General features: G+C 70.6%; 7 protein-coding genes. 2 read left to right on the top strand and 5 right to left on the bottom strand.

Annotation, left to right across the window (positions count from 1 at the left end; all coding sequences use genetic code 11):
* Positions 1-18: 18 nt before the first annotated feature.
* The gene (locus B072_RS0124385; RefSeq protein WP_018532600.1) at positions 19-2,238 is read left to right on the top strand and encodes an NADP-dependent isocitrate dehydrogenase; all 2,220 of its coding nucleotides are present in this window, start codon (positions 19-21) and stop codon (positions 2,236-2,238) included.
* A gap of 123 nt (positions 2,239-2,361) precedes the next feature.
* Positions 2,362-4,326 carry a M13 family metallopeptidase gene (locus B072_RS0124380; RefSeq protein ID WP_026246244.1) on the top strand — a complete coding sequence of 655 codons (1,965 nt, stop codon included), beginning with the start codon at positions 2,362-2,364 and terminating at the stop codon, positions 4,324-4,326.
* Positions 4,327-4,380: 54 nt separating this feature from the next.
* Here B072_RS0124380 and B072_RS0124375 read toward each other — a convergent pair whose 3' ends face one another.
* The 5 genes from B072_RS0124375 to B072_RS0124355 all read right to left on the bottom strand — a co-directional run bounded on the left by B072_RS0124375 (position 4,381) and on the right by B072_RS0124355 (position 12,758).
* Complete coding sequence (locus B072_RS0124375) at positions 4,381-6,345, bottom strand: M13 family metallopeptidase (RefSeq protein ID WP_026246244.1); 1,965 nt, start codon at positions 6,343-6,345, stop codon at positions 4,381-4,383.
* A gap of 123 nt (positions 6,346-6,468) precedes the next feature.
* Positions 6,469-8,688 carry an NADP-dependent isocitrate dehydrogenase gene (locus tag B072_RS0124370; protein WP_018532600.1) on the bottom strand — a complete coding sequence of 740 codons (2,220 nt, stop codon included), beginning with the start codon at positions 8,686-8,688 and terminating at the stop codon, positions 6,469-6,471.
* Positions 8,689-8,840: 152 nt separating this feature from the next.
* Positions 8,841-10,916, bottom strand: a complete 2,076-nt coding sequence (locus tag B072_RS0124365) for an iron ABC transporter permease (RefSeq protein ID WP_020573024.1) — start codon at positions 10,914-10,916, stop codon at positions 8,841-8,843.
* Positions 10,917-10,920: 4 nt separating this feature from the next.
* Positions 10,921-11,904: an iron-siderophore ABC transporter substrate-binding protein gene (locus B072_RS0124360; RefSeq protein WP_018532599.1), complete on the bottom strand. Its 984-nt coding sequence runs from the start codon at positions 11,902-11,904 to the stop codon at positions 10,921-10,923.
* Positions 11,901-12,758 (bottom strand): ABC transporter ATP-binding protein, encoded by an 858-nt coding sequence (locus B072_RS0124355; protein ID WP_026246243.1) that lies wholly within the window; start codon positions 12,756-12,758, stop codon positions 11,901-11,903. Before B072_RS0124355 ends, B072_RS0124360 begins: the two co-directional genes overlap by 4 nt.
* Positions 12,759-12,833 lie beyond the last annotated feature (75 nt).

Below are 12,833 nucleotides of genomic sequence, written 5' to 3'. Positions count from 1 at the left end.
CGTGGAGCGGAGCCCCCGGTGACTGACTCGACCATTATTTACACGCACACTGACGAGGCCCCGGCCCTCGCGACGTACTCCTTCCTGCCCGTCATCGAGGCCTACGCGTCCACCGCCGGTGTGCGCGTGGAGACCCGTGACATCTCGCTGGCCGGCCGCATCATCGCCGCCTTCCCCGAGCACCTCAACGAGGACCAGCGCATCGCCGACGCGCTGGCCGAGCTCGGCGAGCTGGCCAAGACGCCGCAGGCGAACATCATCAAGCTGCCGAACATCTCGGCGTCCATCCCGCAGCTCAAGGCCGCCGTCGCCGAGCTGCAGGAGCAGGGCTACGCGCTGCCCGCGTACCCGGACGAGCCGAAGACCGACGAGGAGCGCGAGATCCGCGCCCGCTACGACAAGATCAAGGGTTCCGCCGTGAACCCGGTCCTGCGTGAGGGCAACTCGGACCGCCGCGCCCCCGCCTCGGTGAAGAACTACGCCAAGGCGCACCCGCACCGCATGGGCGCCTGGACCGCCGAGTCCAAGACCAACGTCGCCACGATGGGCGAGAACGACTTCCGCTCCACCGAGAAGTCCGCCACCGTCGCCGCCGACGACGCCCTGCGCATCGAGCTGGTCGCCGACAACGGCACCACCACCGTGCTGCGCGAGTCCGTACCGGTCCTCGCCGGTGAGGTCGTCGACGCCTCCGTGCTGCGCGTCGCCGCCCTGCGCGAGTTCCTGACCGCCCAGGTCGCCCGCGCCAAGGAAGAGGGTGTGCTGTTCTCCGCGCACCTGAAGGCCACCATGATGAAGGTCTCCGACCCGATCATCTTCGGCCACGTCGTGCGCGCCTTCTTCCCGGAGACCTTCGCCCGCTTCGGCGGCGACCTGGCCGCCGCCGGCCTGACCCCGAACGACGGTCTGGGCGGCATCTACAAGGGCCTCGAGTCGCTCGCGAACGGCGCCGACATCAAGGCATCCTTCGAGGCCGAGCTGGCCGCGGGCCCGGAGCTCGCCATGGTCGACTCCGACCGCGGCATCACCAACCTGCACGTCCCGTCCGACGTCATCATCGACGCCTCCATGCCGGCGATGATCCGCACCTCGGGCCACATGTGGGACAAGGACGGCAACGAGGCCGACACCCTCGCCGTCATCCCGGACTCCTCCTACGCCGGCGTGTACCAGGCCGTCATCGAGGACTGCCGCGCCCACGGCGCCTACGACCCGTCGACCATGGGCTCCGTCCCGAACGTCGGCCTCATGGCGCAGAAGGCCGAGGAGTACGGCTCCCACGACAAGACCTTCGAGATCCCCTCCACCGGCACCGTCCGCCTGGTCAACAAGGCCGGCGACGTCGTCCTGGAGCAGGCCGTCTCCGAGGGCGACATCTTCCGCGCCTGCCAGACCAAGGACGCCCCGATCAAGGACTGGGTCAAGCTCGCCGTCACGCGCGCCCGCGCCACCGGCGACCCGGCCGTGTTCTGGCTGGACGAGGGCCGTGCCCACGACGCCCAGCTGATCAAGAAGGTCGAGGCGTACCTGCCGGAGTTCGACACCGAGGGCCTGGACATCCGGATCCTCGACCCGGAGGCCGCCACCAAGCTGTCGGTCGAGCGCATCCGCGAGGGCCTGAACACCATCTCGGTGACCGGCAACGTGCTGCGTGACTACCTGACCGACCTCTTCCCCATCCTGGAGCTGGGCACCAGCGCCAAGATGCTGTCGGTCGTCCCGCTGATGAACGGCGGCGGCCTCTTCGAGACGGGCGCCGGCGGCTCCGCCCCGAAGCACGTCCAGCAGCTGGTCAAGGAGAACTACCTGCGCTGGGACTCCCTCGGTGAGTTCCTCGCCCTGGCCGTCTCCTTCGAGCACCTCGCCACCACCACGGACAACGCCCGTGCCAAGGTCCTCGGCGAGACCCTCGACCGCGCCACCGGCACGTTCCTCAACGAGGACAAGTCGCCGACCCGTCGCCTCGGCGGCATCGACAACCGCGGCAGCCACTTCTACGTCGCCCTGTACTGGGCCCAGGAGCTGGCCAAGCAGACCGCGGACGCCGAGCTCGCGAAGGCCTTCGCGCCGCTCGCCGAGACGCTCGCCGGCAACGAGCAGAAGATCGTCGACGAGCTCATCGCGGTCCAGGGCTCGCCGGCCGACATCGGCGGCTACTTCCAGCCCGACCCGGCCAAGGCCGACAAGGTGATGCGCCCGTCGCAGACCCTGAACGAGGCCCTCGCCTCCCTCGCCTGATCCCACGCGGGCTCCACTGCCCCGGCCGGCCTCGCGCCGACCGGGGCAGTGTGCTGTTCGCGCAGCGCCGAAGCGGCCGCAATTGATGCTCTTCACATGCGCTGACCTGGGTAGGCTGCGTCGATGAGCACTCTGGATGACGCACGCGCGGGCATGGACCCGGCGATCCGACCGCAGGACGACCTCTTCGGCCACGTCAACGGCCACTGGCTGGCGACCGAGCCGATCCCCGACGACCGCTCCAGCTGGGGCCCCTTCGTGCAGCTCGTGGACGTCGCCGAGCAGCAGGTGAAGGAGATCATCCAGGACATCGCCGCGGGTGGCCCCACCAGCCTGGACGCGGACGAGGCGCGCAAGATCGCCGACCTGTACGCGTCGTTCATGGACGAGGAGGCCGTCGAGGCGCGCGGTCTCGACCCGGTGCGTCCGCTGCTCGCCGAGGTCGCGGCCCTCACCGACGTGCGGCAGCTGGCCGGCTTCATCGGCCGTTTCGAGCGCACCGGCGGCTCCGGCCTGTTCGGCTCGTACATCGACTCCGACGACCGCGACTCGGACCGTTACCTCTACAACATCCTCCAGGGCGGCCTCGGCCTGCCCGACGAGTCGTACTACCGCGACGAGAAGTTCGCCGAGACCCGCGAGAAGTACGAGACGTACCTCACCGAGCTGTTCCGGCTCGGCGAGCACGCCGACCCGGCCGCCGCCGCGCGCACCGTCCTCGCCCTGGAGACCCGGCTCGCCGAGGGCCACTGGGAGCGGGCCGAGACGCGGGACGTGCAGAAGACGTACAACCTCACGACCTTCGACGAACTCACCGCGCTGGCCCCGGCGTTCGACTGGCGCGCCTACGTCGACGCGCTCGGCGGCACCGACGCCACCCTCGCCCAGTCGTGCGTGCGTCAGCCCTCCTACCTCGCGCACCTGTCGACGGTCCTCGCCGAGACGCCGGTCGAGCAGTGGCGCGACTGGCTGCTCGCCCGCGTGCTGCGCGTCAGCGCCCCTTACCTGTCCTCCGCGTTCGTGAACAACAACTTCGAGTTCTACGGGCGCACCCTGAACGGCACCCCCGAACTGCGTGCCCGCTGGAAGCGTGCCGTCGCCTTCGTCGAGGGCGCCATGGGCGAGGCCGTCGGCAAGGAGTACGTGGCCCGGCACTTCCCGCCGGCCTCCAAGGCCCTGATGGACGAGCTGGTCGCCAACCTCCTGGAGGCCTACCGCCAGTCCATCGGCGCCCTCGACTGGATGACGGACGAGACGAAGGAGCGGGCGTACGAGAAGCTCGCCACGTTCCGCCCGAAGATCGGCTACCCGGACGCGTTCCGCGACTACTCCGCGCTGAGCGCCGTCCCCGACGACCTGCTCGCCAACGCCTACGCGGCCGACGCCTTCGAGCACGACCGGCAGATGGCGAAGATCGGCGCGCCGGTCGACCGCGACGAGTGGTTCATGCTGCCGCAGACCGTGAACGCGTACTACAACCCGGGAACGAACGAGATCTGCTTCCCGGCAGGCATCCTGCAGAAGCCGTTCTTCTCGCCGGAGGCGGACGCCGCCGAGAACTACGGCGGCATCGGATCCGTCATCGGCCACGAGATCGGCCACGGCTTCGACGACCAGGGCGCGCAGTACGACGGCCGGGGCAACCTGAACGACTGGTGGACCGCCGACGACAAGGCCGCCTTCGAGTCGAAGTCCAAGGCGCTCATCAAGCAGTACGACGCTTTCGAGCCGCGCAACCTGCCGGGCGAGCACGTCAACGGCTCGCTCACCGTCGGCGAGAACATCGGCGACCTCGGCGGTCTGACCATCGGCCACACCGCCTACCTGATCGCGCTCGCCGGGGCCGACGTGCCGGTCGACGACGAGGGTGTCAGCGGCTCGCAGCGGCTGTTCCTGAACTGGGCCTACTGCTGGCGCACCAAGCGGCGCAAGGAGCAGGAGCAGCAGTACCTGACGATCGACCCGCACTCGCCGCCGGAGTTCCGGGCCAACATCGTGCGGAACCTGGACGAGTTCCACGAGGCGTTCGCCACGGAGGCGGGGGACGGGCTGTGGCTCGACCCGGCCGAGCGGGTGCGGATCTGGTGATTTCGGTTCGGCGGGGTCGAGCGGCGCGCGCCGCTCGACCCCGCCGAACCGAAATCACCAGATCCGCACCCGCTCGGCCGGGTCGAGCCACAGCCCGTCCCCCGCCTCCGTGGCGAACGCCTCGTGGAACTCGTCCAGGTTCCGCACGATGTTGGCCCGGAACTCCGGCGGCGAGTGCGGGTCGATCGTCAGGTACTGCTGCTCCTGCTCCTTGCGCCGCTTGGTGCGCCAGCAGTAGGCCCAGTTCAGGAACAGCCGCTGCGAGCCGCTGACACCCTCGTCGTCGACCGGCACGTCGGCCCCGGCGAGCGCGATCAGGTAGGCGGTGTGGCCGATGGTCAGACCGCCGAGGTCGCCGATGTTCTCGCCGACGGTGAGCGAGCCGTTGACGTGCTCGCCCGGCAGGTTGCGCGGCTCGAAAGCGTCGTACTGCTTGATGAGCGCCTTGGACTTCGACTCGAAGGCGGCCTTGTCGTCGGCGGTCCACCAGTCGTTCAGGTTGCCCCGGCCGTCGTACTGCGCGCCCTGGTCGTCGAAGCCGTGGCCGATCTCGTGGCCGATGACGGATCCGATGCCGCCGTAGTTCTCGGCGGCGTCCGCCTCCGGCGAGAAGAACGGCTTCTGCAGGATGCCTGCCGGGAAGCAGATCTCGTTCGTTCCCGGGTTGTAGTACGCGTTCACGGTCTGCGGCAGCATGAACCACTCGTCGCGGTCGACCGGCGCGCCGATCTTCGCCATCTGCCGGTCGTGCTCGAAGGCGTCGGCCGCGTAGGCGTTGGCGAGCAGGTCGTCGGGGACGGCGCTCAGCGCGGAGTAGTCGCGGAACGCGTCCGGGTAGCCGATCTTCGGGCGGAACGTGGCGAGCTTCTCGTACGCCCGCTCCTTCGTCTCGTCCGTCATCCAGTCGAGGGCGCCGATGGACTGGCGGTAGGCCTCCAGGAGGTTGGCGACCAGCTCGTCCATCAGGGCCTTGGAGGCCGGCGGGAAGTGCCGGGCCACGTACTCCTTGCCGACGGCCTCGCCCATGGCGCCCTCGACGAAGGCGACGGCACGCTTCCAGCGGGCACGCAGTTCGGGGGTGCCGTTCAGGGTGCGCCCGTAGAACTCGAAGTTGTTGTTCACGAACGCGGAGGACAGGTAAGGGGCGCTGACGCGCAGCACGCGGGCGAGCAGCCAGTCGCGCCACTGCTCGACCGGCGTCTCGGCGAGGACCGTCGACAGGTGCGCGAGGTAGGAGGGCTGACGCACGCACGACTGGGCGAGGGTGGCGTCGGTGCCGCCGAGCGCGTCGACGTAGGCGCGCCAGTCGAACGCCGGGGCCAGCGCGGTGAGTTCGTCGAAGGTCGTGAGGTTGTACGTCTTCTGCACGTCCCGCGTCTCGGCCCGCTCCCAGTGGCCCTCGGCGAGCCGGGTCTCCAGGGCGAGGACGGTGCGCGCGGCGGCGGCCGGGTCGGCGTGCTCGCCGAGCCGGAACAGCTCGGTGAGGTACGTCTCGTACTTCTCGCGGGTCTCGGCGAACTTCTCGTCGCGGTAGTACGACTCGTCGGGCAGGCCGAGGCCGCCCTGGAGGATGTTGTAGAGGTAACGGTCCGAGTCGCGGTCGTCGGAGTCGATGTACGAGCCGAACAGGCCGGAGCCGCCGGTGCGCTCGAAACGGCCGATGAAGCCGGCCAGCTGCCGCACGTCGGTGAGGGCCGCGACCTCGGCGAGCAGCGGACGCACCGGGTCGAGACCGCGCGCCTCGACGGCCTCCTCGTCCATGAACGACGCGTACAGGTCGGCGATCTTGCGCGCCTCGTCCGCGTCCAGGCTGGTGGGGCCACCCGCGGCGATGTCCTGGATGATCTCCTTCACCTGCTGCTCGGCGACGTCCACGAGCTGCACGAAGGGGCCCCAGCTGGAGCGGTCGTCGGGGATCGGCTCGGTCGCCAGCCAGTGGCCGTTGACGTGGCCGAAGAGGTCGTCCTGCGGTCGGATCGCCGGGTCCATGCCCGCGCGTGCGTCATCCAGAGTGCTCATCGACGCAGCCTACCCAGGTCAGCGCATGTGAAGAGCATCAATTGCGGCCGCTTCGGCGCTGCGCGAACAGCACACTGCCCCGGTCGGCGCGAGGCCGGCCGGGGCAGTGGAGCCCGCGTGGGATCAGGCGAGGGAGGCGAGGGCCTCGTTCAGGGTCTGCGACGGGCGCATCACCTTGTCGGCCTTGGCCGGGTCGGGCTGGAAGTAGCCGCCGATGTCGGCCGGCGAGCCCTGGACCGCGATGAGCTCGTCGACGATCTTCTGCTCGTTGCCGGCGAGCGTCTCGGCGAGCGGCGCGAAGGCCTTCGCGAGCTCGGCGTCCGCGGTCTGCTTGGCCAGCTCCTGGGCCCAGTACAGGGCGACGTAGAAGTGGCTGCCGCGGTTGTCGATGCCGCCGAGGCGACGGGTCGGCGACTTGTCCTCGTTGAGGAACGTGCCGGTGGCGCGGTCGAGGGTCTCGCCGAGGACCTTGGCACGGGCGTTGTCCGTGGTGGTGGCGAGGTGCTCGAAGGAGACGGCCAGGGCGAGGAACTCACCGAGGGAGTCCCAGCGCAGGTAGTTCTCCTTGACCAGCTGCTGGACGTGCTTCGGGGCGGAGCCGCCGGCGCCCGTCTCGAAGAGGCCGCCGCCGTTCATCAGCGGGACGACCGACAGCATCTTGGCGCTGGTGCCCAGCTCCAGGATGGGGAAGAGGTCGGTCAGGTAGTCACGCAGCACGTTGCCGGTCACCGAGATGGTGTTCAGGCCCTCGCGGATGCGCTCGACCGACAGCTTGGTGGCGGCCTCCGGGTCGAGGATCCGGATGTCCAGGCCCTCGGTGTCGAACTCCGGCAGGTACGCCTCGACCTTCTTGATCAGCTGGGCGTCGTGGGCACGGCCCTCGTCCAGCCAGAACACGGCCGGGTCGCCGGTGGCGCGGGCGCGCGTGACGGCGAGCTTGACCCAGTCCTTGATCGGGGCGTCCTTGGTCTGGCAGGCGCGGAAGATGTCGCCCTCGGAGACGGCCTGCTCCAGGACGACGTCGCCGGCCTTGTTGACCAGGCGGACGGTGCCGGTGGAGGGGATCTCGAAGGTCTTGTCGTGGGAGCCGTACTCCTCGGCCTTCTGCGCCATGAGGCCGACGTTCGGGACGGAGCCCATGGTCGACGGGTCGTAGGCGCCGTGGGCGCGGCAGTCCTCGATGACGGCCTGGTACACGCCGGCGTAGGAGGAGTCCGGGATGACGGCGAGGGTGTCGGCCTCGTTGCCGTCCTTGTCCCACATGTGGCCCGAGGTGCGGATCATCGCCGGCATGGAGGCGTCGATGATGACGTCGGACGGGACGTGCAGGTTGGTGATGCCGCGGTCGGAGTCGACCATGGCGAGCTCCGGGCCCGCGGCCAGCTCGGCCTCGAAGGATGCCTTGATGTCGGCGCCGTTCGCGAGCGACTCGAGGCCCTTGTAGATGCCGCCCAGACCGTCGTTCGGGGTCAGGCCGGCGGCGGCCAGGTCGCCGCCGAAGCGGGCGAAGGTCTCCGGGAAGAAGGCGCGCACGACGTGGCCGAAGATGATCGGGTCGGAGACCTTCATCATGGTGGCCTTCAGGTGCGCGGAGAACAGCACACCCTCTTCCTTGGCGCGGGCGACCTGGGCGGTCAGGAACTCGCGCAGGGCGGCGACGCGCAGCACGGAGGCGTCGACGACCTCACCGGCGAGGACCGGTACGGACTCGCGCAGCACGGTGGTGGTGCCGTTGTCGGCGACCAGCTCGATGCGCAGGGCGTCGTCGGCGGCGACGGTGGCGGACTTCTCGGTGGAGCGGAAGTCGTTCTCGCCCATCGTGGCGACGTTGGTCTTGGACTCGGCGGTCCAGGCGCCCATGCGGTGCGGGTGCGCCTTGGCGTAGTTCTTCACCGAGGCGGGGGCGCGGCGGTCCGAGTTGCCCTCACGCAGGACCGGGTTCACGGCGGAACCCTTGATCTTGTCGTAGCGGGCGCGGATCTCGCGCTCCTCGTCGGTCTTCGGCTCGTCCGGGTACGCGGGCAGCGCGTAGCCCTGCTCCTGCAGCTCGGCGACGGCGGCCTTGAGCTGCGGGATGGACGCCGAGATGTTCGGCAGCTTGATGATGTTCGCCTGCGGCGTCTTGGCCAGCTCGCCGAGCTCGGCCAGCGCGTCGGCGATGCGCTGGTCCTCGTTGAGGTGCTCGGGGAAGGCGGCGATGATGCGGCCGGCCAGCGAGATGTCACGGGTCTCCACGCGCACACCGGCGGTGGACGCGTAGGCCTCGATGACGGGCAGGAAGGAGTACGTCGCGAGGGCCGGGGCCTCGTCAGTGTGCGTGTAAATAATGGTCGAGTCAGTCACCGGGGGCTCCGCTCCACGTCTTCCATCGTCGGCAGTGTTTCTCAGTCTGCTCAATATTGCTCGACATCAAGATATCTCGTGACCGGGTCATCTTCGAAAGGGGCCCGGTCAAGATCGCGAGGGCCCGTTCCCGGGCCCTCCGACGTGCCGCCTCAGCGGCCGCCGCTCCTCCCCCGCGCCAGCAGATACAGGAAGTACGGCGTCCCGATCACGGCCGTCATCAGGCCCGCGCCCAGCTGCGCCGGTGCGATCACGGTGCGGCCCAGGAGGTCCGCCGTGCAGACCAGGGACGCGCCGAGGAGCAGGGCGACCGGGAGGACGCGGACGTGGCGGCGGCCGACCAGGGCCCGGGCGGCGTGCGGGGCGACGAGGCCGACGAAGCCGATCGTGCCCGCGGCGGCGACCGCGGTGGCGCTGAGCAGGACACTGAGGACGAGGAAGCCCAGGCGCGCGCGGCTCAGCGGCAGGCCGAGCAGGCGCGGGGTGTCCTCGTCAAGCGCGACCAGGTCCAGCTCGCCGCGCCGGCTCACCGCCACGGCGATGCCCGCGACGAGGACGATGGCCAGCGGCGCCGAGTCGGCCAGGGTCCGCCCGTACGTGGAGCCGGCGAGCCAGGTGAGGGCCTTCGTCGCGTTGAACGGATCGGTGAGGATGATCATGAGGCTGGTCAGGGCCGCGGCCCCGGTGGCGACGCCGAAGCCGACGAGGACGAGGCGGTTCTGCTGGAATCCGCCCTTCGCCGCGAGGCCGAACACGATCACGGCGCTGAGCGCGGCGCCCGCGAACGCTCCTCCGGCGACGCTCCACGTCCCCGCCATCGGGACCGTCGTGACGAGCAGGACCGCGCCCACCGCCGCGCCGTTGGTGACGCCCAACACCCCTGGTTCGGCGAGGGGGTTGCGGGTCACGGCCTGGATGAGTGTTCCGGCGAGGGCGAGCGCCGCGCCGGCGAGCAGGGCCGCGACGACCCGGGGCAGCCGGGTCTCCAGGACGAAGGAGACGGTCTGACCGGCCCTGCCCTGCGCCCAGTTGGCCACGTCACCCAGCAGGAGCTTGCTGTCTCCGAGCAACAGCGCGGCGATCGCCACACCCACGGTCACGGCCACCAGAGCCGTGGTCGTGATGACGAAGGTCGTCCGGCTGCGCAGGCGGATCCGGTCGACGGCGGCGGCTCCGCCGGTGTCCCGGACCCGGGCCGCCATGACGACGAGGAAGACGGCGCCGACCAGGCTGGTGACGACGCCGGTGGGCACCGCGACGGCGGTGTCCGCCGCGACGAGGGCGCGCAGCAGGACGTCGGAGCCGAGGACGAGGGCCGCGCCGGTCAGTCCCGCGAACCCCAGCGCGGCACGGGACTTCGTGAACGCGTGGAACCTGCGGGTGAGCGCGCGTACGAGGGCGGGCGCGCACAGGCCGACGAACCCGATGGGTCCCGCGAGGGTGACGGCGGCCGCGGAGAGCAGCGCGGACAGGACGACGGCGATGATCCGGGTGGAGCGGACGGGGACGCCGACGCCACGCGCCGCGTCGTCGCCGAGCGCCAGGGCGTCGACGCGGCGGGCGATCAGCAGCAGACCGAGCAGGCCGACGAGCCCGACGGGCACCATCTGCAGGACGCCGTCGAAGCCGTTCTGCCCGATGCTGCCCTGGTTCCAGGCGTACAGGCCCTCCGTCTCCCGCGGGAACAGCAGGATCAGCCCCTGGGTGACGGCGGCCAGGCCGAGGGTGAGGGCGCTGCCCGCGAGGACGAGGCGGACGGTGCCCGCGCCGAGGCCGGAGAGCCCGAGGACGACGGCCGCCGCCGCGAGCCCGCCGACGAAGGCGACACCGGACGAGGCGACCAGCGGCAGCGAGGCCCCGGTGACGGCGGCGAGCCCGAGGGCGAGGTACGAACCGGCGTTGACGGCAAGGGTGTCCGGTGCGGCGATGACGTTGCGGCTGATCTTCTGCAGGGCGGTGCCCGCCATGCCGAGGAGGGCGCCGACGAGCAGTCCTGCGCACATCCTCGGCAGCCGGGAGGCGATGACGACGGACGCGTCACCGGTGTCGGCCCGGCCGGTGAGCGCCTTCCAGACCTCGGGGGCGCCGACGGCGGCCGTGCCCTGGGTGATGTCGACGGCCGCGAGGGCGGCGACGAGGGTGAGCAGCGCGGTCGTCACCACGGCCGCACCCGTACGGGATGCGGCCACCTGGGGACGGGTGGTGGGTGCGGTGGTGGTGACGGCCATGGTGCTACTTCGTCAGCGCCTCGACGACGGAGTCGACGTACTTGCTCATCGACTCGGTGCCGCCGAACATCCAGATGCCGTCGGGCAGTCGGTGCACCTGGCCCTTCTTGACGAACGGCAGCGACGTCCAGACCTTGTCCTTGGTCAGGGCACCGGCGTACGGGGTGGCGTTCTTGTCGTCGTCGTTGCCGATGTAGGCGAAGTGCACGTCGTCGGGAAGCTTGGTGAGCCCCTCGACGTCGGTGGCACCGAGGCCGTAGGCCTTGTCGCCCTTGACCGTCCAGGCGTTCTTCAGACCGAGCTTCTCGTTGACGCCGCCGATCAGCGAACCGCTGGTGTACGGCCGCACGGAGACCTGGTTGGACGCCACCCACCCGTCGGCGAAGGCGATGTCGGCACCGGCCAGATCGGCGTCGGCGAGCGCCTTCTTCCCCTCGGCGAGCTTCGCGTCGAAGTCCTTCTTCAGCTGCGTGGACTTCTCGGTGGTGCCGGTGGCCTCGGCGATCAGGTCGAGGTTCTCCGTCATCTGGCCGACCGGGTCGGACGCGTCGGCGGACGTGACGGTGAGCACCGGGGCGATCTTGCGCAGCTGCTTGACGGCGGCCGCGGGGAGGTCGGTCGTCGCGACGACGAGGTCGGGCTTGATGGCGGCGACGGTGTCCATGCTCGGCTCACCGCGCGTGCCGATGTCCTTGGCGTCGTTCGTCAGCGGGGCGGCCGCGTCCCAGGTCTTGTACCCCTTGACATCGGCGACGCCCGCCGGGGCGACACCGAGGGATATCAGGCTCTCGACGACGTTCCACTCGGTGCCGACGACCTTCTTGGCGGGGCCGTCGAGCTTCACCTTCGCGCCGGTGGCGTCGGTGAGCTGGATCTTCTCGGTGCTCTTCTTGGTGTCGGCGTCCGCCGCGGGCTCGGTGGTGCCGCACGCGGTCAGGGCGAGAGCGGCGACGGTGGCGGCCGCCGTGGTGATCAGGAGGCGTCTCATGAGGTGGTGCGCAGCCTTTCGGTACGTTCGTGATGACGGCCGAGGGCGCGCGTGCGCAGCCGGCCGGTGAGGGGGTCGGTGTCGACCTCGATGCGGATGCCGTACGTGGCGGAGAGCCGGTCGGCGGTCAGTACGTCCTCGGGGGCGCCGTCCGCGACGACGCGCCCCGAGTCGAGGAGCACGATGCGGTCGGCCACGGCCGCGGCCTGGTCGAGGTCGTGCAGGACGGCACCGACGGCGATGCCGTGGTCCTGCGCCAAGTCCCGCATCAGGTCGAGGAGTTCGACCTGGTAACGCAGATCGAGGTAGGTGGTGGGCTCGTCGAGCAGGAGCACGCCGGTCTGCTGGGCGAGGCAGCCGGCGAGCCAGACGCGCTGGAGCTGGCCGCCGGACAGGTGCTCGGCGCCGCGGTCCGCGAGCGCCGCGACGCCGGTCAGCGCGAGCGCGTGGTCGACCGCCTCCCGCCCGCCCGGGTCCGCCTTGCCCCAGCGCCCCCGGTACGGGTAGCGGCCGAACTCGACGACGTCCCGCACCGTCAGGCCACTGGGCGTGGGCCGCCCTTGGGTGAGCAGGGCGACGCGGCGCGCGAACTCGCGGGGTCCGAGGGTGAGGCCGTCGGTGTCGCCGTCGAGGACGAGCGTGGCCGTCCTGGGCCGTTGCAGCCGCGCGAGCGTGCGCAGCAACGTGGACTTGCCGCTGCCGTTCGGCCCCACCAGGACCGTCACTTCGCCCGGCCGCACGGTCATCGCCGCGTCGTGGACGACGTCGACGCCCTCGTACGCCACGGTGACGCCCGTCGCGGACAGTTCATGACCCTGGGGGCGTGGGGCCACGCTGGTCTCTTCAGCTTGCACGCGGCAAAGGTTAGCCTAACCTAAGCACCGACCGGGAGGGGGTCCCGCGGGACGGTCGCATCACCCGCAAGAGGA

The sequence above is a fragment of the Streptomyces sp. HmicA12 genome, assembly GCF_000373565.1.
Lineage (GTDB): Bacteria > Actinomycetota > Actinomycetes > Streptomycetales > Streptomycetaceae > Streptomyces.
The sequence above is the reverse complement of the archived record's forward strand: the minus strand, read 5'-3'. Positions and strand labels throughout refer to the sequence as shown.